At 62.9% G+C, this 20,578-nt stretch carries 26 protein-coding genes; 10 read left to right on the top strand and 16 right to left on the bottom strand.

Annotated features, from left to right (window positions below):
* Nucleotides 1-8 precede the first annotated feature (8 nt).
* A complete protein-coding gene (gene phhA / locus NLY37_RS23865; protein ID WP_023741310.1) occupies nucleotides 9-845 on the top strand; it encodes a phenylalanine 4-monooxygenase in 837 nt (278 codons plus the stop codon).
* 182 nt (nucleotides 846-1,027) lie between these two features.
* Here phhA and NLY37_RS23860 read toward each other — a convergent pair whose 3' ends face one another.
* The 3 genes from NLY37_RS23860 to NLY37_RS23850 form a co-directional block, all read right to left on the bottom strand.
* Nucleotides 1,028-2,467 (bottom strand): GMC oxidoreductase, encoded by a 1,440-nt coding sequence (locus NLY37_RS23860; protein ID WP_023693003.1) that lies wholly within the window; start codon nucleotides 2,465-2,467, stop codon nucleotides 1,028-1,030.
* The gene (locus NLY37_RS23855; protein ID WP_023741311.1) at nucleotides 2,464-2,634 is read right to left on the bottom strand and encodes a hypothetical protein; all 171 of its coding nucleotides are present in this window, start codon (nucleotides 2,632-2,634) and stop codon (nucleotides 2,464-2,466) included. Before NLY37_RS23855 ends, NLY37_RS23860 begins: the two co-directional genes overlap by 4 nt.
* A 177-nt stretch (nucleotides 2,635-2,811) precedes the next feature.
* The gene (locus NLY37_RS23850) at nucleotides 2,812-3,573 is read right to left on the bottom strand and encodes a GGDEF domain-containing protein (protein ID WP_023681345.1); all 762 of its coding nucleotides are present in this window, start codon (nucleotides 3,571-3,573) and stop codon (nucleotides 2,812-2,814) included.
* 175 nt (nucleotides 3,574-3,748) lie between these two features.
* On the opposite strand from NLY37_RS23850, the gene NLY37_RS23845 reads away from it, so the two are divergent.
* Nucleotides 3,749-4,468: a pyrimidine 5'-nucleotidase gene (locus NLY37_RS23845; protein ID WP_023687469.1), complete on the top strand. Its 720-nt coding sequence runs from the start codon at nucleotides 3,749-3,751 to the stop codon at nucleotides 4,466-4,468.
* An 80-nt stretch (nucleotides 4,469-4,548) separates the two neighbouring features.
* Here the strand turns inward: NLY37_RS23845 and NLY37_RS23840 are convergent, their stop codons facing one another.
* A complete protein-coding gene (locus NLY37_RS23840; protein WP_023681343.1) occupies nucleotides 4,549-5,394 on the bottom strand; it encodes an LOG family protein in 846 nt (281 codons plus the stop codon).
* Between the two features lie 148 nt (nucleotides 5,395-5,542).
* Here NLY37_RS23840 and dapD point away from each other — a divergent pair, with 148 nt between their 5' ends.
* Genes dapD through NLY37_RS23825 form a run of 3 tightly spaced genes read left to right on the top strand, consistent with a single transcriptional unit; the run spans nucleotide 5,543 to nucleotide 7,590 of the window.
* A complete protein-coding gene (dapD, locus tag NLY37_RS23835) occupies nucleotides 5,543-6,397 on the top strand; it encodes a 2,3,4,5-tetrahydropyridine-2,6-dicarboxylate N-succinyltransferase (protein ID WP_023741312.1) in 855 nt (284 codons plus the stop codon).
* Entirely contained in the window at nucleotides 6,394-6,798 is a 405-nt protein-coding gene (locus NLY37_RS23830) for a DUF805 domain-containing protein (RefSeq protein ID WP_081725464.1), read from the top strand. Before dapD ends, NLY37_RS23830 begins: the two co-directional genes overlap by 4 nt.
* 21 nt (nucleotides 6,799-6,819) lie before the next feature.
* Nucleotides 6,820-7,590: a hypothetical protein gene (locus tag NLY37_RS23825; protein ID WP_023673220.1), complete on the top strand. Its 771-nt coding sequence runs from the start codon at nucleotides 6,820-6,822 to the stop codon at nucleotides 7,588-7,590.
* Between the two features lie 66 nt (nucleotides 7,591-7,656).
* Here NLY37_RS23825 and NLY37_RS23820 read toward each other — a convergent pair whose 3' ends face one another.
* On the bottom strand, nucleotides 7,657-8,670 hold the full coding sequence (locus NLY37_RS23820; protein WP_023741313.1) for a 2-dehydropantoate 2-reductase: 1,014 nt from the start codon (nucleotides 8,668-8,670) through the stop codon (nucleotides 7,657-7,659).
* Between the two features lie 115 nt (nucleotides 8,671-8,785).
* Here NLY37_RS23820 and dapE point away from each other — a divergent pair, with 115 nt between their 5' ends.
* On the top strand, nucleotides 8,786-9,976 hold the full coding sequence (gene dapE, locus NLY37_RS23815; RefSeq protein ID WP_023741314.1) for a succinyl-diaminopimelate desuccinylase: 1,191 nt from the start codon (nucleotides 8,786-8,788) through the stop codon (nucleotides 9,974-9,976).
* 2 nt (nucleotides 9,977-9,978) lie between these two features.
* Nucleotides 9,979-10,584, top strand: a complete 606-nt coding sequence (locus tag NLY37_RS23810; RefSeq protein ID WP_023741315.1) for a hypothetical protein — start codon at nucleotides 9,979-9,981, stop codon at nucleotides 10,582-10,584.
* Here the strand turns inward: NLY37_RS23810 and truA are convergent.
* From truA to def, 6 genes are all read right to left on the bottom strand, one after another.
* Nucleotides 10,581-11,336: a tRNA pseudouridine(38-40) synthase TruA gene (gene truA / locus NLY37_RS23805; RefSeq protein ID WP_023741316.1), complete on the bottom strand. Its 756-nt coding sequence runs from the start codon at nucleotides 11,334-11,336 to the stop codon at nucleotides 10,581-10,583. The two genes, NLY37_RS23810 and truA, sit on opposite strands and share 4 nt — an antisense overlap.
* An 11-nt stretch (nucleotides 11,337-11,347) precedes the next feature.
* Nucleotides 11,348-11,854 (bottom strand): GNAT family N-acetyltransferase, encoded by a 507-nt coding sequence (locus NLY37_RS23800; RefSeq protein WP_023741317.1) that lies wholly within the window; start codon nucleotides 11,852-11,854, stop codon nucleotides 11,348-11,350.
* Nucleotides 11,851-12,801, bottom strand: a complete 951-nt coding sequence (fmt, locus tag NLY37_RS23795; protein WP_023703799.1) for a methionyl-tRNA formyltransferase — start codon at nucleotides 12,799-12,801, stop codon at nucleotides 11,851-11,853. The genes NLY37_RS23800 and fmt overlap by 4 nt, the downstream gene beginning before the upstream one ends.
* A 37-nt stretch (nucleotides 12,802-12,838) precedes the next feature.
* Entirely contained in the window at nucleotides 12,839-13,264 is a 426-nt protein-coding gene (locus NLY37_RS23790) for a type II toxin-antitoxin system VapC family toxin (protein WP_023703800.1), read from the bottom strand.
* Complete coding sequence (locus tag NLY37_RS23785; protein ID WP_023741318.1) at nucleotides 13,261-13,548, bottom strand: PDZ domain-containing protein; 288 nt, start codon at nucleotides 13,546-13,548, stop codon at nucleotides 13,261-13,263. Before NLY37_RS23785 ends, NLY37_RS23790 begins: the two co-directional genes overlap by 4 nt.
* Nucleotides 13,549-13,653: 105 nt before the next feature.
* Entirely contained in the window at nucleotides 13,654-14,184 is a 531-nt protein-coding gene (gene def, locus NLY37_RS23780; RefSeq protein WP_023673213.1) for a peptide deformylase, read from the bottom strand.
* A gap of 103 nt (nucleotides 14,185-14,287) precedes the next feature.
* Between def and NLY37_RS23775 the strand changes: the two genes are divergently transcribed.
* The gene (locus NLY37_RS23775; protein WP_023741319.1) at nucleotides 14,288-15,541 is read left to right on the top strand and encodes a DNA recombination protein RmuC; all 1,254 of its coding nucleotides are present in this window, start codon (nucleotides 14,288-14,290) and stop codon (nucleotides 15,539-15,541) included.
* Nucleotides 15,542-15,739: 198 nt separating this feature from the next.
* On the opposite strand, the gene NLY37_RS23770 is transcribed toward NLY37_RS23775, so the two are convergent.
* The 4 genes from NLY37_RS23770 to NLY37_RS23755 all read right to left on the bottom strand — a co-directional run bounded on the left by NLY37_RS23770 (nucleotide 15,740) and on the right by NLY37_RS23755 (nucleotide 18,986).
* The gene (locus NLY37_RS23770) at nucleotides 15,740-16,546 is read right to left on the bottom strand and encodes a class I SAM-dependent methyltransferase (protein ID WP_023687477.1); all 807 of its coding nucleotides are present in this window, start codon (nucleotides 16,544-16,546) and stop codon (nucleotides 15,740-15,742) included.
* 81 nt (nucleotides 16,547-16,627) lie between these two features.
* Nucleotides 16,628-17,032: a GFA family protein gene (locus tag NLY37_RS23765; protein ID WP_023687478.1), complete on the bottom strand. Its 405-nt coding sequence runs from the start codon at nucleotides 17,030-17,032 to the stop codon at nucleotides 16,628-16,630.
* 78 nt (nucleotides 17,033-17,110) lie between these two features.
* Nucleotides 17,111-18,064, bottom strand: a complete 954-nt coding sequence (locus NLY37_RS23760; protein WP_023741320.1) for a cation diffusion facilitator family transporter — start codon at nucleotides 18,062-18,064, stop codon at nucleotides 17,111-17,113.
* 112 nt (nucleotides 18,065-18,176) lie between these two features.
* Entirely contained in the window at nucleotides 18,177-18,986 is an 810-nt protein-coding gene (locus NLY37_RS23755) for a transglutaminase-like domain-containing protein (RefSeq protein WP_023673208.1), read from the bottom strand.
* A gap of 71 nt (nucleotides 18,987-19,057) precedes the next feature.
* Between NLY37_RS23755 and NLY37_RS23750 the strand changes: the two genes are divergently transcribed.
* A complete protein-coding gene (locus NLY37_RS23750) occupies nucleotides 19,058-19,324 on the top strand; it encodes a hypothetical protein (protein ID WP_032889372.1) in 267 nt (88 codons plus the stop codon).
* Nucleotides 19,325-19,528: 204 nt separating this feature from the next.
* Nucleotides 19,529-19,843, top strand: coding sequence for a quaternary ammonium compound efflux SMR transporter SugE (gene sugE / locus NLY37_RS23745; protein ID WP_023681326.1), 315 nt, complete (start codon nucleotides 19,529-19,531; stop codon nucleotides 19,841-19,843).
* Between the two features lie 85 nt (nucleotides 19,844-19,928).
* Here the strand turns inward: sugE and NLY37_RS23740 are convergent, their stop codons facing one another.
* The gene (locus NLY37_RS23740; protein WP_023673205.1) at nucleotides 19,929-20,357 is read right to left on the bottom strand and encodes a DUF6481 family protein; all 429 of its coding nucleotides are present in this window, start codon (nucleotides 20,355-20,357) and stop codon (nucleotides 19,929-19,931) included.
* Between the last annotated feature and the right edge of the window lie 221 nt (nucleotides 20,358-20,578).

The raw sequence follows: 20,578 nt of genomic DNA, 5'->3' as shown, positions 1-20,578 counted from the left end.
GAAGAACCATGACGACGATGAGCGTTGCCGAATATGCCCGTGATTGCGCGGCGCAAGGCCTGCGTGGCGACTATTCAGTGTGCCGTTCCGACTTCACCGTGGCGCAGGGCTACAACTACAGCGCCGACGAACAGGCGGTGTGGCGCACGTTGTGCGACCGGCAGACCAAGCTGACGCAGAAGCTGGCGCACCATTCCTATCTCGATGGGATCGCCGCACTCGGCCTGCTCGACAAGATCCCGGATTTCGGCGCGGTCTCAGACAAGCTGCGCAAGCTGACCGGCTGGGAAATCGTCGCCGTGCCTGGCCTCATCCCGGCCGCGCCCTTCTTCGACCATCTCGCCAACCGGCGCTTTCCGGTGACCAACTGGCTGCGCACCAAGGACGAGCTCGACTACATCGTCGAACCCGACATGTTCCACGACTTCTTCGGCCATGTGCCCATCCTGACACAGCCGGTGTTTGCCGACTTCATGCAGATGTATGGCGAAAAGGCCGAGAGCGTGATTGCACTGGGCGGTGACGAGATGATCACCCGGCTCTACTGGTACACCGCCGAATACGGGCTGATACAGGAGGAGGGCCAGAAGCGGAAAGCTTTCGGCGCCGGGCTGATGTCGTCGTTCACCGAATTGCAGTTCGCCGTCGCGAGCACGGACGCGCACCACGTGCCCTTCGACCTCGAAACGGTGATGCGCACCGGCTACGAGATCGACAAGTTCCAGCGCGCCTATTTCGTGCTGCCGTCCTTCGACGTGTTGCGCGATGCGTTCCGGACCGCCGATTTCAAGGCGATCGTCGCCCGCCGCAAGGGGCAGCCGGCGCTGGATCCAGCGACGGTTTAGCAAATCCTGAAGGGTTTGCGCGGCACCTACCCCCACCCTTAATCCCTCCCCACAAAGGAGGACGGAGATCTCGTTGGCGCTGATTTCCGAGGGTTTCGACACCAAGGCATGGAATCCTGTCGCGCCGTTCGCTTTTTTGACAATCAGACGGTAATGACTTCGTCACACCGTGGATGACTTCGTCACACCGTGATTACTTTGGTCAGATGGTCGCCTAGCCGGCAGGCAAGCGCTGTGATCGTCGTCGTTGGATTGCATTCGCCAGAGGTGCAGAATACCGAGGAACCACCGACATAGAGATTGTCCATGCCGTGCACCTTGCAGTTGGCGTCGACCACGCTCTTGACGACATCGGTGCCCATGCGCGTGCCGCCCATGTGGTGGTGGCCGGCCAGTTCCTCATCCGTCGGGTAGTCCTCGCCATTGGTCAGCCAGTCCATGATGCGGACGCGGCCGAGGTCCTTCTCGATCAGCGTCGTTCCGAACAACTTGAGCCCCTCGAGGATGGTGCGGCGCTCCAACGGCGACTTCTTCCAGTGCAGCTCGATGCGCGGCACGCCGGCACGGTCGACATCGGTCTTCGACAATTCGATATGGTTCGAGGCCAGCGGCGCCTGTTCCCAGGCGACGTAGAGCTGGGCGGCGCAGCGCAGGTTCTGGCTGAGCTGGTAGGCGACCCATTCGGCGGCCTCGGGCGCGGTGCAGGCAAGGTCGGCAATCAGGCTCTTGACGCCGGCATAGGGCGTCTCGATCAGGCGTATGCCGAAATTCATGATCTGCAGCCGCTCCATGGCGGCGAGCGTCGGCGAGAAGAACGCCTCGTTGACGGCATCGACCTCGAACTCGCTGTAATCGGCCAGGATGGCATTGCCGCCCTCGAAGGTCGGGTGCTCCATCCAGTAGCGGCCAAGTGCCGTGGCGTTCGGCACCACGCCGCCATTCGAGCGCTGGTTCGACCATAGAAGCAGCCGCGAATTCTCCAGCCCGCCGGCGCAGACGATGAAATAATCGGCGCTGAAAGCGCCAGCATCCTTGCCGTTCGACCACAGCCTGGCGCCGGTCACTCGCTTGCCGTCGCCGGCAAGTTCGGTGGCATAGGTGTTGAGGACGAGCGCTATGTTCTTGCTCTTGTCGAGCTCGTCGGAGAATTTCTCGCCAAAGCGCACGGCCGGGCTCTTGATCAGCTGCACCCAGCGTATGTCGTCTGAAATCGGCACATCGGGCTTGAAGTCGGGAAGCTCGAGTATGTCGTGCACCTCGGACAGATAGGGCTCGATGTCGGTCCGGGCGATTGGCCAGCCGGTGTCCGGCGCCCATGCCTTGGGCTCAAAGTCCTGCTTGTCTAGCACGCGGCACCAGCCGGCCCAGTGGTTCGACGACCCGCCCATGAAGCGCAGCCGGGTGATGTCGAGATCGAAATATTGATCGCCGACCGTGGAGCCGCGGTAGAAATCCTGCGACTCGTCGCTGAATTCGCGTGCGCCGGCCTCCAGCACCACGACCGGAATGCCGGCGGCGCCGAGCTTTCTGGCAATGGTGGTGCCGGCCGGCCCGGAGCCGAGAATGCAGACCTTGGGCTTGAAATCCGAGGCTCGAAACGCCTCATAGCTGTCGAAGATCATGCCAGGTCGCTCCGCTTCAGGATCCAGCCATTGACCACGACGATCTCGTCGGGATCGGCCGGGGGGCGGTCGCTGTCAGGCAGCTTGCGAAAAAGCTGTAGCGCCGGCATCGCAATCAGCGCCTGCACGATGGTGCGGCGCGACATTTTCCTGATTAAGAAACTCATGACACGTCTCTGGATGGGGGCTTCGATCCACGCATGGCGTTCCCTGAACGGCACAGGTACCGGCCAGACATGCCATTCCCGTGCCAAGCCTTGCCTGTAAACGAGTTACAACCCGGTAAACGGCGCAGTTGCGTGGAAACAATGTTGGCGAACCGTTAACAGCCCCACCACCAACACCTAGGCAGCTTCGGAAATGTCCCGGTCGAGGATCGACAAATTGCGGCCGCGGTGCTTGGCCTCGTAGAGCCGGCGGTCGGCGGCGCGCATCAGGTCCGAGACATCGGCATCTTGCGCACAGGTGATGCCGCCGATCGAGACGGTCAGCGGCACCGTGCGCTCGTCGACCGGACGAAAGCGGACCAGCTCGACTTCACGGCGGATGCGCTCGGCCACGCGCCGGGCTTCGGCTTCCGTAGCGCCGACCAGGAAGGCGCCGAACTCCTCACCGCCAATGCGGCCGAGCACGTCGCCGCTGCGGACGCCGCGCTCGATGGCGCTGGCGATCAACACCAGTGCGTCATCGCCGGTCAGATGGCCGAAACTGTCGTTGATCGCCTTGAAATGGTCGGCGTCGATGATCAGCAGCGCGCCGCGATCGGATTTGCGCCGCGAGCCGTCCAACGCGGCAAAGAAGCTCTCGCGGTTGAGCATGCCGGTCATGTCGTCGCGGCTCGCCTTCGCCGACAGGCGCCGATGCGCGGCGGCGAGCTGGGCATGCGCGCGGGCGAGATCGCGATGCGCGTTTTTCAGTCGGTCGCTCTGCCAGAAGGTGCTGGCGCAGGCGATCCAGGCGAGCGCCAGCGGGCACACCGTCGATGTCAGCCAGACAGTGCGGTCGACCGGAAAACCCATGGCGGGAACGATGATCAGCGTCAGCAAAAGCGAGATGGCTACCGAGCCGAATGCGACCGCGGCGGACTTTAAGACTATGCGACTCATCGCTGGCTCCCACTGAACCGTCTCTGTGCCAGCAAGCCCTGAAGGCCACCTTTCCGTGATGGCTAAAATTTGAATGGTGAGCCCATTTTTACAACTCTAGATGCACATAGGTTGTGGATAAGCTCTACATCAGAAAGGGGTTCGAACGGCAGATATTTCATGCCATAAGGACGCCATGACCACGCTGCCCGATCCCGCCCGCTTCGCCCATGTCACCGACTGGGTGTTCGACCTCGACAACACGCTTTATCCGCACCATTCGAATCTGTTTTCGCAGATCGACGTCAAGATGACGGCCTATGTCGGAGAACTGCTCACGCTGCCGCGCGAGGAAGCGCGCAAGCTGCAGAAGGAACTCTATCTCGAATATGGCACGACGCTGAACGGGCTGATGACGCGTCACGGCATCGACCCCGACGATTTTCTCGAAAAGGTGCATGATATCGACTATTCGTGGCTGGTGCCGGATCCGGTGCTGGGCACCGCTATCCGCCAGCTGCCCGGCCGCAAGTTCATCTTCACCAATGGCGACCGCAGGCACGCCGAGCGCACCGCGCGCCAGCTCGGCATACTCGACCATTTCGACGACATTTTCGATATCGTCGCCGCCGGACTGACGCCGAAGCCGTCGCGGCAGACCTATGAGAAGTTTGCCGAACTGCACGCCGTCACCGGACACAATGCGGTGATGTTCGAGGATCTCGCCCGCAACCTCGAGGTGCCGAAATCACTGGGCATGACCACGGTGCTGGTGGTGCCGCGCAATTTCGAGCCGACCTTTGCCGAAATCTGGGAACGCGATCCGGCCAATGAGGACGACGTCGATTTCGTCACCGACGATCTGGCGACGTTTCTGACGGGGATAGTGGAGGGGGTGGAGGAATTGAGGAGCTGAAGAATTGAAGAACTGGTGAAAGGAAGACCGATCCGGACCTCCTTTTCCTCAATTCTTCAGTTCCTCAATTCCCGGTTCCCCTACTCCCCCAACTTGTAGAAGCGGCTGATGATCCCCCAGGCCTCGTCGGCGGTGTCGACAAAGTCGATGATATCCTGGTCGCCGGGCGTGATGGTGCCTTGTTCGGCCAGGAAATCGAGGTCGATCGCGCGCTGCCAGAACGCCTTGCCGAACAGGATCACCGGCACGCGTTCCATGCGGCCGGTCTGGATCAGCGTCAGCGTCTCGAAGAACTCGTCCATGGTGCCGAAGCCGCCCGGAAACACCGCGACGGCCTTGGCGCGCATCACGAAATGCATTTTGCGGATGGCGAAATAGTGGAAGTTGAAGCACAGCTCCGGGGTCACATAGGCGTTCGGCGCCTGCTCGTGCGGCAGGACGATGTTGAGGCCGATCGACGGCGCGCCGACATCGTCGGCGCCGCGATTTCCCGCCTCCATCACGCCTGGGCCGCCACCGGTGACGACGACGAATTCGCGGTAGTAGGACGTGGCCGATTGCTGTGAGCAGAGGCGGGCGAATTTGCGCGCCTCCTCGTAATATTTGCTGTTTTCCTCGAGGTTTTTCTTCTGCGTCTCGTTCTTGGCGGCCCAGGCCTCGCCGCCGGGCTCGGGAATACGCGCGCCGCCGAACAGGATCACCGTCGAGCGGATGCCGCGCTCGGCCAGGATCATTTCGGGCTTCAAGAGCTCAAGCTGCAAGCGCACAGCGCGCAACTCCCGGCGCGTCATGAAGTCGGGATCGTTCCAGGCCAGCCGGTAGGTTTCGGCGCGAGTCTGCGGCGTGTCGGGCACGCTTTTCGAGCGCTCCAGATCCTCGTCCGAATGCGGCAGCGGCGTCCATCCCGCCTTTTCCATAGGAGTCATATGCTTTCTACCCGTCCCAACAGTTCACTTGCGCCGTCCCATGGCGCACCCGCGATTGACCCCCAATACGCCTTAACATAGGGTCCGCGCGACTTTCAAAACAAGGTTAAGGCCGACGGCCTTAACAGCGTGGTAACGGAGCGAATTCATGTCGAAGCCTGATCTGGCCAGCCTCGAAAAGACGATCGAGAAGGCCTTCGAGGAGCGCGACACGATTTCGACCGCGACCCGGGGCGAAACGCGCGACGCCATCCAGTCCTCACTCGACCTGCTCGACCGTGGCACCGTGCGCGTTGCCGAGCGCCAGGCCGATGGCAAATGGCATGTCAACCAATGGCTGAAGAAGGCGGTGCTGCTCTCGTTCCGGCTCTATCCGATGGAGATCATCAAGGGCGGCCCCGGCCAGGCGGCCTGGTGGGACAAGGTGGCGTCGAAGTTCGACGGCTGGAGCGCGGTCGATTTCGAGAAGGCAGGCTTCCGCGCCGTGCCGTCTTCGATCGTGCGCCGCTCGGCCTATGTCGCGCCGGGCGCGGTGCTGATGCCGTCCTTCGTCAATGTCGGCGCCTATGTCGATAGCGGCACCATGGTCGACACCTGGGCCTCGGTCGGCTCCTGCGCCCAGATCGGCAAGAATGTGCACCTCTCGGGCGGCGTCGGCATCGGCGGGGTGCTGGAGCCGATGCAGGCCGGCCCGACCATCATCGAGGACAATTGCTTCATCGGCGCGCGCTCCGAAGTGGTCGAGGGCTGCATCGTGCGCGAAGGCTCGGTGCTCGGAATGGGTGTGTTCATCGGCCAGTCGACCAAGATCGTCGACCGCGCCACCGGCGAAGTGTTTTATGGCGAGGTGCCGCCGAATTCGGTCGTCGTCGCCGGCTCGATGCCGGGCAAGGCCTTTCCGAACAACGAGCCGGGCCCTGGCCTCTACTGCGCCGTCATCGTCAAGCGCGTCGATGCCAAGACCCGGTCGAAAACCTCGATCAACGAACTGCTGCGTGATTGATCCTGTCCGAGCAACCAGAGCGCTCCAGATTGCCCAACACACCACCACTTCCCTGGCTTTTCTTCAGCCTCTCAGGGCGCGTCAGCCCAAGTGCCTACGTGCTCGCCGGGCTGCTGCTGGTGCTTGCACAGTTTTTCCCGCTCTACCAGTTGTCGAGACTGGAACCCGGCACCGCAACCAGCCAGAACTGGGCACTTGTGTTCTGGGTCGTTTTGCTGATCTCGACATGGTCGAGCTTTGCGGTAACCGCAAAGCGGTTTCATGATTTCGGCAAGCCGACTTATTACGCGTTGATCTCTCTTATCATCGGCCCCATTCTTCTCATCGTTCTAGCGTGTTTCCGCGGTGACCCCGGTCCGAACCGCTACGGCAAACGCAGCAACGCGCCTGCTGAACCATGAGCGCCGACCGGATATCTCGCCATGCGCTACCGCACGCTTGATCCGAAACTGATCATCGACACCGCCGAGCGGCTGGAAGAGCGCGTCGCCGAGCGTTTTCCCGATGCCGGCCTGCGCGGCGTCGCCGCCGAACTGGTGTCGCTGTCGCGCGACCTGGCCAAGGCGGCGCAGGCGCTGGAAGCGCCGATCTGGTGGCTGCGCGGCGCCATCGTCGCCGCTGTTGCCGCCGGCGCGCTGATCTTCCTATTCGTCGGCACCATCCTGCCGCTCATCCATATCTCGCAGGCCGACGATGCGGTGCAGTCGGTGCAAGGCATCGAAGCCACGATCAACATGATGATCCTTGCCGTGCTCGGCCTGCTGGCGCTGATCCGCACCGAGGAGCGCATCAAGCGCAAGCGGGTGTTTCGCCAGCTGCATGGGTTGAGATCGCTGATCCATGTCATCGACATGCACCAGCTGACCAAGGATCCGGCAGCATTGTCCGCTAATTTCAGGCCGACCGCGCATTCGCCGGCTCGCATCACCAATGCCGCCGACCTGGCGCGCTACCTCGACTATTGCTCGGAAATGCTGTCGATCACCGGCAAGATCGCGGCGCTGTTTGCGCAGTCCGTCAATGACGATGTGGTCATCGACGGCGTCAACGACGTCGAGAACCTGGCGTCCAACCTGTCGCGCAAGATCTGGCAGAAGATCACGCTGATCGAGAACCACCCGGCGGCGCAGCCCGTGCCGGCGCCAGGCCCGGCGAGCAAAGCGCCGGCTCCGAGGCGCGCACCGAAGCTGTGATGCGGCGGGCCCACGCGCCTGTTTTCGGGCTATGCGGGCCAAGGCCCGAGGCTCGCGGCAAGTAGACTATCCAGTGACGGCTTCCGGCGTCAGCCCGGGTGAGCCGCGCTTTTCCCGCTCGGCTTGCCGCACCAGCGCGGTGACCCGCTTCAGCAGAGGCGCCGGCGTGCCGGCCTTGTCGGCGAGGCTCAGGACGGCCCCCTGCAGGTCACCGATCTCGGTCGGCCGACCACGCTGGAGGTCGTCCCACATGGACGAGCGCGCCTGCGGGTCGATCGCGAGCATGCGGCGGGCGACCAGCCGGAACAGCCAGTCCGGCAGCCGGAGCAGTTTCGGCAGCAGGCCGGGACGCAAGCCGCCGATCCGCGCCGGCGCGATATGTAACGCCTTCATCGCCGCCAGGGCCTCGTCGATCTGACCGGCCAGGATCCGCCGCCAGCGGCGGTCGGCAAGTTCGCTCGCCAGCGGCAGGCCGGACAAGGCGACAAGCGCGTTGTTGAGGTTGATCAGCAGCTTGCCCCACTGAACGGCTTTCATGTCGGGATGGGTTTCCACGCCAAGCCCTTCGACATCGAGAAGGCCGGCAAGCCCGGCCATACCGTCTTCGATCATCACCTTGCCGTCGCTGGCGCGATGCACGTGAAGCGGCAAATTGCCTATGGCCGACTGGACGACATTGAACGGCACCATGCCGGCGAGCACAGTCCGACCACCGAGCCCGGCGCGTAACCGGTCGGCATTGCCGACGCCGTTCTGGAGGCTGACCACCACGACGTCGCCGCGCGCATGTCCGGCAACAAGCGACGCCATCTCCTCGGTAGCGCCGTTCTTGACCGCCACCAGCACCACGTCGGCGCTGGCGAGGGCAGCGGCGGGATCGGTGGTGACGGACTCCGGCCGGATGGATCGGTCGCGACCATCGAGATCGGTGATGCGCAGGCCACCGCCCAGCAAGGCCGTCGCTATGCCTGGCCGCGCCAAAAACACCACCTTGCGTCCGGCCAGCGCCAGGCAACCGCCGACATAGCAGCCGATGCTGCCGGCGCCGGCAATGACGATGGTCTTTTCGGCGTTGGCCATGCGATTATCTCGTGTTGGCCTGCACTATACGACAGGAAAACCATAATGTCGGCGGCAGGACCGGTCATCATCTCTGGCCGTGACAGGCCTTTCGCTTTCGACTATCGCTTTGCCCATGAAACTGCCGACCGATCCCGCCGCCAACCTCGCGACCCTCATACGCTGCGTCTCCGTAACGCCCGCCGAGGGCGGCGCGCTGGCTGCCTTGGAAGGCATGCTGAAGCCGCTCGGCTTTTCCGTCGAACGCCCGGTGTTTTCCGAACACGGCACCCCCGACATCGAGAACCTCTACGCGCGCCGCTCCGGTAATGGGCCGCATCTGATGTTTGCCGGCCATACCGACGTGGTGCCGGCGGGCGACGAGGCGTCGTGGACGCATCCGCCCTTTGCCGCTGAGATCGCCAAGGGCGAGATGTACGGCCGCGGCGCCGTCGACATGAAGGGCGGCATTGCCTGTTTCATCGCTGCCGTGGCGCGCCATGTCGAGAACAAGGGTGGTCCGAAAGGCTCGGTCTCGCTGCTGATTACCGGCGACGAGGAGGGGCCGGCCATCAACGGGACGACAAAACTGCTCGACTGGGCGGCGGCCAGGGGCGAGAAATGGGACGCCGCGATCGTCGGCGAGCCCACCAATCCGGACACGCTCGGCGACATGATCAAGATCGGCCGGCGTGGCTCGATGTCGGGCAGTGTCACGGTCAACGGCCGCCAGGGCCATGTCGCCTATCCATTGCTCGCCGACAATCCGGTGCGCGGCCTGATCAGCCTGGTCGACGCCTTGCTGTCGCCCGTCTTCGACAAGGGCACGAAGGATTTTCAGCCGACCAATCTGGAAGTGACCTCGATCGATGTCGGCAACCCGGCGACCAATGTCATTCCGGCCAAGGCGACAGCTACCTTCAACATCCGCTTCAACGACACATGGACTGCCGAGACGGTGCAGGCCGAGATCCATAACCGCCTCGACCAGGCGGCGAAGCGCAAGAAATACCGGACCGGCAAGACGCCGGTCGACTACGAGCTGATCTGGCGCGACCGGCCGAGCCATGTCTTCCTGACGCGCGACGACAAGCTGATCGAGACGCTGCGCGGGTCGATCAAGGCGACAGTCGGCAAGGAGCCGGCGCTGTCCACCTCGGGCGGAACCTCGGATGCGCGTTTCATCAAGGACTATTGCCCGGTGGTCGAGTTCGGCCTCGTCGGCAAGACCATGCACATGGTCGACGAGCGCGTCGCACTGGCCGACCTCGAGACGCTGACCCAAATCTACCAGCGCTTCATCGATGACTGGTTCGAGCAGGGCTGATCATGCTTTCGGTTGACGAGACCTCTTCATCGCTTAACGGCGCCTGGCGGCTGATGCTCGGAAAGGCCGACGGCTTGCGGCTGCTCGACCTTTCGGCGGACGGCTTCTGGAATTCCTTCTTCGCCATCGTCGTCGCCGCGCCGGCGATGATCGTCGGCTGGGTCGGCACGGCCAACGAGATCGGCGATCCCAATGCGTTCGCCGGCCGGCTGGGCATGTTGATTCGCCTGGCGACCGTCGACCTCGGCTCGTGGCTGCTGCCCCTGGTTGTGCTTGCCCTGGTCGCATCGCGCGCCGGCATCGGCGACCGCTTCGTCCACTATGTCGTCGCCAGCAACTGGGCGTCGGCGATCACCGCCTGGATGCTGCTGCCTTCAGCGCTGATCAGGCTTTTCCTGCCGTCCGGCAACCCGGTTGCCGAATTGGTGTGGCTGGTTCTGGTGGTGCTGTCGCTGGTACTCTCCTGGCGGATGACCAACGCCGCGATCGGAAAGGGCGCGGCTGTCGGCAGTGCCGTGTTCGCAGGCATGTTGGTGGTGTCTCTAGCCGTGTTGTTCGCCCTGGTGGCGCTGCTCGGCATCACGGTGCCGACCGCCGCTCCGGCTTAGAACTTTTCCGGATAGTCTACACCGACGAGAAAAAGCCCGTCGGGCGGCGCCACCTGGCCGCAGGCGGCGCGGTTTTTCGCAGCGAGCGCGGCCTTGAGGTCCGCGGCGGTCCAGCCGCCGTCGCCGACGCGTTTCAGCGAACCGACCATGGAGCGCACCTGGTTGTGCAGGAAAGAGCGCGCCGAGGCCCTGACTTCGATCAGGTCGCCCTGGCGGCTTACATCGAGCCGCTCCAGCGTCCGCACCGGACTGTTGGCCTGGCATTGCGTCGAGCGGAAGGTGGTAAAGTCATGTCGGCCGAGCAGGACTTTCGCCGCTTCGTGCATGGCGTCCGCATCGAGCCGCTTCGGCACCCACCAGACCTTGCCCTTTTCCATCGCTGCAGGCGCGCGCCGGTTGAGGATGCGGTAGAGATAGTGGCGTCCGGTGGCCGAGAAACGGGCGTCGAAATCATTGGGGACAACCGTGGCCTGCAGGATGGCGATGCGCGCGCCTGCCGCCTGCAGGTGCGCGTTGACGGCGTCGCGCACCTTGTCGTTTGGCCATGCCTTGGCGAGGTCGACATGCGCCACCTGGGCGGTCGCATGCACCCCGGCGTCGGTGCGGCCGGCGGCGCGTATCCGCACCGCCTCACCGCAGAATTTCTCGATCGCCTGCTCTATCGCCTGCTGCACCGAAGGCTGATCCGCCTGGTGTTGCCAGCCGGCGAAGAGGCTGCCGTCATATTCGATATCGAGACGAAAACGCGGCATACACCCTTCGTTCAGGCGGCGAGTGCGGTAAAGGCCTGGGCGTAGACCAGTTTGCCTTTTTCGGGTGCGTCACCCCAGGCCAGCGCCTGCAGCGCTTCGCCCTGATATTCGCTCTCGAACTTTTCGGCGCGCGCATGGTTGTAGCCGAAGCGGCCGTAATAGGCCGGATCGCCCAACACAACGGCGAGCGTCTCGCCGCCATCCCTGAGGCGGATATGCGCCTCGCGGATCAGCGCACCGCCAATGCCCGAGCCGTGGAACGAAGGTTCCACCGCCAACGGCGCCAGCGCCACGGCTGCAAACTGCTTGCCGCCGTTCTGGACGAACAGCCTGGAAAACAGGATGTGGCCGACCACCTGGCCGTCTTCTTCCGCCACCAGTTCGACAACGGCGTCGCCGCCGGTGACCAGAGCGTCGACCAGCCCGGCCTCCGCCTGCTGGCCGAATGCGTGTTCCTCGACCAGGCGTATGGCCTCGCGGTCCCGCGGCGTCGCGCCGCGTATCGACATCATGCTCATGAGAACTTCATTCCTTTTTCGATCTTGGCCCCGCGCAGAAACTCCTGCGCGGCAGCGGGCTTTCCGCCCGCCCGTTGAACTTCGACCAGCCTGACCGCGCCCGACCCGCAGGCGACCGTCAGCCGGTCATCGAGAATTCCTCCCGACTCGCCCATGCTTTCAGAAAGCGTGCCTTCCAAAAGCGTCGAGCGAAGCAGTTTCAGCCGTTCCGTGCGGCCGCCGATGTCGGCCTCGCACCAGGCGCCGGGAAATGGCGACAGGCCGCGAATGTGATTGTGGACCTCCGCAGCCGGGCGCGTCCAGTCCACACGTGTCTCCGACTTATCGATTTTCCTGGCGTAGGTCACCCCGTCAGCCGCCTGCAACGTCGATGCCAGGGTATTTGTCTCCAATCGGGACAGCGCTTCCACCATCAGCGTGGCAGCAATATTCATCAAGCGGTCGTGCAGATCGCCGGCCGTCATGTCGGGCTCTATGGCGCATTTTTCAACCAGTGCCACCGGACCGGTGTCCAGGCCCTCTTCCATGCGCATCACCATCATGCCGGTTTCGACGTCGCCGGCCATAATGGCTCGCTGGATGGGAGCTGCACCACGCCAACGCGGCAAAAGCGAGGCGTGGCCATTGAGGCAGCCGAGGCGCGGAGCCTCCAGAATAGCCTTCGGCAACAGCAAACCATACGCGACGACGACTGCGACATCGGCACGCAACGCATGGAAAGCAGCTTGCTCGCCCTCGCCCTTCAGCGACAGTGGCGTGCGCACTTCGATGCCCAGCCGCTCAGCCTCGCGCTGCACCGGCGACGGTGTCAGCTCCAGACCGCGGCGGCCGGCGGCGCGCGGCGGCTGGGTGTAGACGGCTGCTATCTCGTGCTCGGCCTCGGCAATCGCGCGCAGCACCGGCACCGAAAACTCCGGCGTGCCCATGAAGATGACGCGAAGCGGCATTTTCGTCCAGTATCCTGTTCTGCGCGCGGCAGTCCGCTCAAGCGTCTGCTTCAAACGGGTTTACGATCTTGAGGTCAAGCTCTTCGAAGTCCCTGATATTGCGCGTCGCCAGCATAGCGTCGTGCGACAGGCAGATGGCAGCGATCATGGCATCGGAAAGGCTGATCGGCCGGCCGATAGTTTCCCGCATTGCCCGGAGCTTGCCCGCCAGACGGGGAATGGGACCGGCAAATTCGACGACACGTCCCGAAAACTGCTTCGAAACCAGGTGGTCAAGTGCACGGACGTGGCGGTCCGAGCCGGTCTTGTTCAGAAACCTTTCGGCTCCAAAGGACTGCTCCATGACAACAGGACCGCAGAGATAGAGGTCGAGCAGGTCCTGTCTGCGAAACCACTTAGCGACGTTTGGATCGGGCGCGGGCCGGCTCGCTTCCGAGACGACATTGGTATCGAGGATTATCACTCGAAATTCTCAATGGTGCGGCCAAAGTCGCGTTTCCGTTCCGCTTCGATCTCATCCATCATCTGCGCAAATTCGTCGCTGATTGCATTTTCCAAGGCGAAGGCAGCGCGAATCGCATCCCAAGCCGTGAGTCCAGGCTCGGCCTTGCCTTCTTTTTCCGCAACCATGCCTTTTCGCAACAGATCGATCGCCTTGATCGAGAGGCTTTGGCCGCCCTTGCGTGCCGCATGCTCGATTTCACGCTTCAACGGCTCGGGAATATCTCTGATCAACATATCGCCCATCGGAGTCTCCAGTCTGATATCAATGATATCACGCAAGGAAGCGTCTCTCAATAGGGGCGGGTCGAGACGGGATCTTGTGCGAGTCGCCGAAAGCAGGGCCTATCCCTATCCCACCAGCTTGCCCGGCGCCTTGTCCTTGGCGAGCTTCTTGAACTTCTTGACCACCATGTCGCGCTTCAGCTTCGAGATGTGGTCGATGAACAGCACACCGTTGAGATGGTCGATCTCGTGCTGGAGGCAAGTCGCCATCAGGCCTTCGGCCTCGATCTCCTGCAGCTTGCCGTCGCGGTCGAGATATTTCACGCGCACCGAGGCGGGACGCTCGACCTCGGCGTAATAGTCCGGGATCGACAGGCAGCCTTCCTCGTAGACCGAGCGGGCGTCGGCGCTTTCGAGGATTTCGGGATTGATGAACACATGCGGCGCCGGCGGCTCGTCTTCCTTGGCGAGGTCGATGACCAGCATGCGCAGCGGCTCGCCGATCTGGATTGCGGCCAAGCCGATGCCCGGCGCATCATACATCGTCGCCAGCATGTCGTCGGCCAGTTTGCGCAAAGGCGCGTCGACGCGTTCGACTGGTTTGGAAACCTGGCGCAGGATGGGATCGGGAAGGATGATGAGCGGCTTGATCGACATGGCGCCTCACCTAAAACGTCGCAGGAGAAGCGTCAACCGGTGCGAATCGGTCTCGTTCACGTTTTGATCTGTGGCAGGTCTGCGAATCGGCTATGCTAGCGGGATGAACGACCTGAGCACCATCCTTTCCGAACCCGTTGCCCGGCTTGGCGCCACGACGATCACGCTCGGCCATGCACTGGCCCTCGGCGCGCTGGTGTTTCTCGGCCTGTTCCTGGCGCTTGTCGTGGCGCTGTGGCGATCGGCCAAGGCGCGCACCATCGCCGCGGCGGAAGCCGCCGACCACGCCCGCGACGCCGAGGCGCGGATGGCCGGCATTTTGCAAAGCCAGGCCGAGATGCAGGGCCGCATGGGCGCCATCGCCGACGTGTTCGGCGCAAGGCAGGCCGAACTCAACCAGTCGATCGGCCAGCGCCTCGACGCCATGACCGGCAGGCTCGGCCAAACCATGACCGAACAGACCAAATCGACGCATGAGAGCCTCGCCAAACTGCAGGAACGGCTGGCGGTCATCGACACCGCGCAAGGCAACATTCAGTCGCTGGCCGGCCAGGTCGTGCAATTGCAGGCGATCCTGTCCAACAAGCAGACGCGCGGCGCCTTCGGCCAGTCGCGCATGGAGGCGATCGTCGCCGACGGCCTTCCGATGGGCGCCTACGAGTTCCAGGCAACGCTGTCAAACGGCAGCCGTCCCGACTGCCTGGTCAGGATGCCGAACGGTGCGCCGCAGCTTGCCATCGACGCCAAGTTTCCGCTGGAAGCCTGGAACGCCATCCGCGCCGCCGATGGCGCCGAACAACAGAAACTCGCGGCCCAGGCTTTCCGCCGCGACATCGAAATTCACGTCCGCGATATCTCGGAAAAATACCTGATCCAGGGCGAGACGCAGGACACCGCCTTCATGTTCGTGCCGTCCGAATCGGTGTTCGCCGAAATCCACGAGAATTTCGACGCCGTGGTCCAGAAGGCGCACCGGGCGCGTGTCATCATCGTCTCGCCGTCGCTTTTGATGCTGTCGATCCAGGTCATCCAGGCCATCCTCAAGGACGCCCGCATGCGCGAACAGGCGCATCTGATCCAGGGCGAGGTGATCCGGCTGATGGAGGACGTCGCGCGCGTCGACGAACGCGTGCGCCGGTTGCAGACGCATTTTGGCCAGTCGGCCAAGGATGTCGACGAGATACTGGTGTCGACGTCGAAGGTGACCAAGCGCGGCCAAAAGATCGAAGCGCTGGAGTTTGGCGAAAGCGAAGCCGAAGTGCGCGGTGGCGGACCCGCCAAGGCCGAAGCCGGGGTGCGGGTGGCGGATTCCAAGACGGGGCAGCTCAGGCTACGTGTCGTCGAAGGCGACGATTAAAGCGCGTCGCGCTGAAACGGACTCATACGACGCGCTTTAAAGTCTTTGTTTTGATGCATGTCGTTGTCCCAGAACCGCGGCACACTTCTGGGCGGCATGCATTAAAGCGCGTCGCGCTGAAACGGATTCATACGACGCGCCTTAAGTCTTTGTTTTGATGCATGCCCCGGAACCGCGGCACACTTCTGGCGCCATGCATTAGACCGTAGCCACGATCACGTGTGCCTGGATCTTGGCCGCAACCTCGCCGCTGCCGTGTCTGGCTGCAATCACGGACGCGGCGTGATCGGTTGCGGCTTCCAATTTTCCTCGGGCCTCGATTTCATTGCGAAGCGGAGTTCCCTGGCAATAGGCAACCGCCGGAAGGCGCGGCGAGGAGGCACGGCTTTGTTCGGCCCTCGTCTCGATCACCACACGGGAGAAACCTGCGGCTTCCAACTCGCCGCGGATCAATGCAGTGTCATTGTAGCCGTGCGGCGTGCGGGCGAGAAAGCGGGGCGGATCGTTCGGAAAAATCTCCGCAAGAGCATTCGTCACATCATTGGCGAATACATTCTCTTCGATGCGATCCCACACGTTGAACAGGAAATGGCCGCCGGTCTTCAGGACCCGCTTTGCTTCGCGATAGCCGGCGGCTCGGTCGGGAAAGAACATCGCGCCGAACTGACAGCAAACGAGATCGAAAGCCGCATCTTCGAACGGCAGCGCCAGAGCATCCGCCTGACGCCATTGTATGCGACTGTCGGGAGCTTGTCGCGAGGCCGCGTAGTCGAGCATAGGCTGGTTGAGGTCGGTCACGACATAGCTTGCGCCAGGGGACAGTTTCGGCGCCAATGCGCGGGTGACAACGCCGGTGCCGGCGGCGACTTCCAGGACGGCGCCGGGCGACAAGGACGCTGCCCGTCGTGCCAAATCCGCGGCGAACGGCTCGAAGATCAACGGCACCATGTAGCGGTCGTAGTTTTCCGGAATCGAGCCGGCAAACACTTTGTCCGTTTCCGACATTGCTATCCCCCGCCATCCGTTTGATGGCGAGCCTAGCACATAATTGGCTGGTTTGGGCCGCGTTTAACCGGGAGGCAGGTGCTACTGCGCCTCTACGATGCTTACGCCCTCGAATTCCGGAAGCCAGTGCAGGGCCGATCGGTGCCATTTCTGTTGGGTCGGAACGAGATCCTCGCGTTGCCGCGCGGTCCCCGCCCTGATCCCATAGACCTTCGGCCCGTCGTCAACCGACGTTGCGTAAAGATGCGAACCGCAGTCGCCGCAGAACGCCTGGGCACGCTTGGCGCCGCTCGATCCCGTCTTGATATAGACCTTCGGTGTGCCCTTGGTGATCCTGTAATGATCCTCAGGCGCGGGAACAGTGACACGAAAGGCGGTGCCGGTCAGTTGCTGGCAGTCGGTGCAATGACAGATAGAGGTCTTTTCCGGGTCGACGTCTGCTTCATAAGTTATGGCGCCGCAATGGCACCCACCATCGATTTTCATGGTTGATTCTCCGAAATCCGTCGAGTGATCTTAGCGGGACCAGGCGATGGGGCCAACGGTGGACTGCTGGTCCAAGAACTAGTCCGACGCCGCCTCGACCTGCTTGCGCCGGTGCTCCCAGGTTCCGGTCGTCTGCGGCTTGACGAACAGTCTGGTGATCTCCGGCATTTCTTTTTTCAAGAGCGCCTCGATGCGCTCGACACAGGCTTCGATCTCAGGCGCCGTCAGATGGTCCTCGAATTCGATGCTCAGCCCAGCGACGATCTGTTGCGGGCCGAGATGGACGGTGAGAACGCCGTTGGCCCGCTGCACCGCCGGATCCTGCTGGGCGATGGCCAGCACCTTGGCCTGCACTTCCGCCGAGGCCGGCTCACCGATGAGCAATCCCTTGCTTTCGCGCGCCAGAAAGATGGCGGTGGCGCCGAGGATCATCGCGATGCCGATCGAGGCGGCGCCGTCGAGTTCGGGCATGTCGAGGAGTTCGGCCGCCAATATGCCGGCGAAGGCGACGAAGAGACCGAGCAGGGCGGCGCTGTCCTCGAACAGGATCGTGTAGACGCTCGGATCCTTGCTCGATTGCACGGCCTGCAGCCAGCCTTGCTTGCCCTTCTGCTGGCGGAACTCCTTCAGCGCCACGTACCAGGAGCTGCCCTCGAACAGCATTGAGAGGCCCAGCACAATGTAGTTGATTTTGGGATTGGCGACCGGCTCAGGCGCCATGATGTGGACGACGCCTTCATAGAAGGACACGCCAGCGCCGAGCGCAAAGACGAGCAGGGCGACAATGAAGCTCCAGAAATACAGCTCGCGGCCATGGCCGAGCGGATGCGTGCGGTCCGGCGGACGGGCGGCGCGGTGCATGCCGTAGAGCAGCAGCCCGCCATTGCCGGTATCCACCAGCGAGTGCACGCCTTCCGACAGCATCGCCGAGCTGCCGGTGAAGAAGGCGGCGACGAATTTGGTCACAGCAATAGCGAGATTACCGGCGAGTGCCGCGTAGATGACCGTCTTCGACCCGCCATGTGCTGCCATGCTGTCCCTCCAAGGCGCCCAATGTAACGGCCTGCCGCCGAGCTCCACAGGCATCACAACGCACGAATCGCCTGGTCGTTCAGGTTGAAGACCAGCTTGCGGAAAGACGCCCCTATTCGATGATCTCGTCCGTCCACACCTTGAAACCAGCCAGCGTGCCCGGTCCGAAGATGTGGGTGAGCGGCACGTCGGCGGCGTCGCGGCCCGACGCGATCAGGATGCGGCCGATGCGCGGCGAATTGTTGCGTGGATCGAAGACATGCCAGCGGCCGCCGAGATAGACCTCCATCCAGGCTGCGAAATCCATGCTCGCCCAAGGTTTGGGCAGGCCGATGTCGCTGATGTAGCCGGTGCAGTAGCGGGTCGGGATATTGAGCGCACGGCAGAAGGTGACCGCAAGGTGGGCAAAGTCGCGGCAGACGCCGCTTTGCTCGCGATAGGCTTCGGCCGCGGTGCGCGTCGGTCGGGCATTGCCGTAGCTGAAGACGATGTGGTTGTGGACGAAATCACAGACCGCCTGGACGCGGGCAATACCGAGCGGAGTGTGCCCGAACAGCCGCCAGGCTTCGCTGGCCAGCAGATCGCTCTCGCAAAAGCGGCTGGGCAACAGGAACAGCAATGTGTCCGACGGCAGGTCGCGCACCTCATGCTGCCAGGCCATCAGGTCGCCCATCTCGAAGGTACCGGGGTCGCGGATTACCGAATCGGTGCCGAAGGTGAAGCGTCCGGGCGGGGCGACGAAACGGTTGCACCAATTGCCGAAACTGTCGCGGTAGCTCTGGATCGGCACCGGCGGGCTGGAGGTCAGGAAATCCGGGCGCTCGAGATCGGAGGCCCTGGAGTAGTGGACGTTGAGCATCGCGATGAGCGGCGTTTCCTGCGGAAAATCGAAACTCATCTCGCTGCCGATGCGGATTCGCATTGTCGTCCTGACCGCACTGCCTGATCATCGCCGGGCGAAGGCATGGCCGATGCTGCAGTGCGAAGGCAACCATGGCACGGACCGGAATGGTTTACGAGCAAATTAGAAACCGGTTGAAAGCGGCCCGACGGCGCCGGCGACAGACGCAGCCCTCTTGCAGTCCGGCGTTTCTCTTGTTTCACTTGGCCTCCCAGCAACTGGAGGAACGAATCATGGCTAAAGGTGCGATGAAGGCGGGCAAGGAAGCTCGGAAGCCGAAAAAAGACGCCAAGAAGCCCGCAGCGGCTCCGGCACTCAAGGCGCCGCCCGTCAAGGCGATGAGGCTCAAGGAAAAGTAAGCCCGCCTCGGAAGATCTTGGACGGTTGAAATCCGGACAAACCGTTTCGGCGCAGATTTTGACACCGGCGGCATGAACGATGCGGCCGGTGTTTTTGTTGATCGCACCGGCAGCCGCTTGTGTCGAAGCGGCGAGGACGACCTCGCGCCTTCCCATAAATCGGCCGGGACGGCCCGCCATGCTCATGGAATGGAGTGCATCCCGATGTCGTGGATTTTTCTGTTTTTCGCCGGCCTGTTCGAAATCGGCTGGGCGATCGGCCTCAAATACACCGACGGCTTCTCGAAGCCGCTGCCGACGGTGCTCACTGTCGCCTCGATGATCATCAGCCTCGGGTTGCTCGGCCTGGCGCTCAAGACGCTGCCTGTCGGGACGGCCTATGCGGTGTGGACCGGCATCGGCACGGTCGGCACGGCGCTTCTTGGCATCTGGCTGCTGGGCGAGCCTGCGACGGCCATCCGGCTCGCCTGCATTGCGCTCATCGTCTGCGGCATTATGGGGCTGAAGCTCGCCGCCTGAGCAAAGCAACCAAGGAAATCGACGCACAAACACATTCAGGGCCGCTGGAAGGCGACCCTGATGTCCGATCGTTTCGATCGAAGCGTTAGCGGGCGGAGAAGCCCGGAGGCGTCCTGCCGGTACGCTGCTTGCGCGCCGCATAGCGTGCGTCGCGCTTGGCCTTGCGTTCGGCTTCGTCGGCCAGCAAACGGGCGATGCGCTCGTTTTCTTCGGCTTCCTTGATCTTCGCTTCAGCCTGCGCTGCCTCTTCGGCCGCAATACGCGCCGCTTCGGCTGCTGCCTCGCGCTCGGCCTTCTCGACCGCCTCGCGTGCCAGCTTTTCCTGCTTCAGCCTGGCCTTTTCGGCCTCGCGTATTTCGCGAGCCTCAAGAATCGCCTTGCGTTCGGCCTGTTTGGCCAGAACCGCAGGATCATCAGCCGCCGGCTTCGACTTGAAGCGCTCCAGAAGCGCCTTCTTTGCCTCGTTCGCGGCATTGCGCCGCTCGAAAATGTCTTTTTCCCTGTAGATAGCCAAGTCCACTTCCCTGAAGTCAATTCGCGACGCTTACATACGCGCGAAAACCGAGAGTTCAAGCGCCAAAACGGTATGCCAGCCATGAAAGTTTAGGCTGTTGCAGCCGGGAGACGCGTTTTCCCTGAAACAAAGCCGGCCGAAACCGACATGCACTGTTCACTATCCGCCCCTCTGGCGGCCGGGGCGGCTCGCCGCTACCTCTAGCGGCAAATCAGAACATT

This window comes from Mesorhizobium sp. C395A, from assembly GCF_030323205.1.
Taxonomy (GTDB): domain Bacteria; phylum Pseudomonadota; class Alphaproteobacteria; order Rhizobiales; family Rhizobiaceae; genus Mesorhizobium.
The sequence above is the reverse complement of the archived record's forward strand: the minus strand, read 5'-3'. Positions and strand labels throughout refer to the sequence as shown.

Coding starts and splice junctions, on each gene's coding strand:
- phhA (WP_023741310.1), top strand. CDS start 9: ATGACGACGATGAGCGTTGCCGAATATGCCCGTGATTGCGCGGCGCAA.
- NLY37_RS23860 (WP_023693003.1), bottom strand. CDS start 2,467: ATGATCTTCGACAGCTATGAGGCGTTTCGAGCCTCGGATTTCAAGCCC.
- NLY37_RS23855 (WP_023741311.1), bottom strand. CDS start 2,634: ATGAGTTTCTTAATCAGGAAAATGTCGCGCCGCACCATCGTGCAGGCG.
- NLY37_RS23850 (WP_023681345.1), bottom strand. CDS start 3,573: ATGAGTCGCATAGTCTTAAAGTCCGCCGCGGTCGCATTCGGCTCGGTA.
- NLY37_RS23845 (WP_023687469.1), top strand. CDS start 3,749: ATGACCACGCTGCCCGATCCCGCCCGCTTCGCCCATGTCACCGACTGG.
- NLY37_RS23840 (WP_023681343.1), bottom strand. CDS start 5,394: ATGACTCCTATGGAAAAGGCGGGATGGACGCCGCTGCCGCATTCGGAC.
- dapD (WP_023741312.1), top strand. CDS start 5,543: ATGTCGAAGCCTGATCTGGCCAGCCTCGAAAAGACGATCGAGAAGGCC.
- NLY37_RS23825 (WP_023673220.1), top strand. CDS start 6,820: ATGCGCTACCGCACGCTTGATCCGAAACTGATCATCGACACCGCCGAG.
- NLY37_RS23820 (WP_023741313.1), bottom strand. CDS start 8,670: ATGGCCAACGCCGAAAAGACCATCGTCATTGCCGGCGCCGGCAGCATC.
- dapE (WP_023741314.1), top strand. CDS start 8,786: ATGAAACTGCCGACCGATCCCGCCGCCAACCTCGCGACCCTCATACGC.
- NLY37_RS23810 (WP_023741315.1), top strand. CDS start 9,979: ATGCTTTCGGTTGACGAGACCTCTTCATCGCTTAACGGCGCCTGGCGG.
- truA (WP_023741316.1), bottom strand. CDS start 11,336: ATGCCGCGTTTTCGTCTCGATATCGAATATGACGGCAGCCTCTTCGCC.
- NLY37_RS23800 (WP_023741317.1), bottom strand. CDS start 11,854: ATGAGCATGATGTCGATACGCGGCGCGACGCCGCGGGACCGCGAGGCC.
- fmt (WP_023703799.1), bottom strand. CDS start 12,801: ATGCCGCTTCGCGTCATCTTCATGGGCACGCCGGAGTTTTCGGTGCCG.
- NLY37_RS23785 (WP_023741318.1), bottom strand. CDS start 13,548: ATGGGCGATATGTTGATCAGAGATATTCCCGAGCCGTTGAAGCGTGAA.
- def (WP_023673213.1), bottom strand. CDS start 14,184: ATGTCGATCAAGCCGCTCATCATCCTTCCCGATCCCATCCTGCGCCAG.
- NLY37_RS23775 (WP_023741319.1), top strand. CDS start 14,288: ATGAACGACCTGAGCACCATCCTTTCCGAACCCGTTGCCCGGCTTGGC.
- NLY37_RS23770 (WP_023687477.1), bottom strand. CDS start 16,546: ATGTCGGAAACGGACAAAGTGTTTGCCGGCTCGATTCCGGAAAACTAC.
- NLY37_RS23765 (WP_023687478.1), bottom strand. CDS start 17,032: ATGAAAATCGATGGTGGGTGCCATTGCGGCGCCATAACTTATGAAGCA.
- NLY37_RS23760 (WP_023741320.1), bottom strand. CDS start 18,064: ATGGCAGCACATGGCGGGTCGAAGACGGTCATCTACGCGGCACTCGCC.
- NLY37_RS23755 (WP_023673208.1), bottom strand. CDS start 18,986: ATGCGAATCCGCATCGGCAGCGAGATGAGTTTCGATTTTCCGCAGGAA.
- NLY37_RS23750 (WP_032889372.1), top strand. CDS start 19,058: ATGGCACGGACCGGAATGGTTTACGAGCAAATTAGAAACCGGTTGAAA.
- sugE (WP_023681326.1), top strand. CDS start 19,529: ATGTCGTGGATTTTTCTGTTTTTCGCCGGCCTGTTCGAAATCGGCTGG.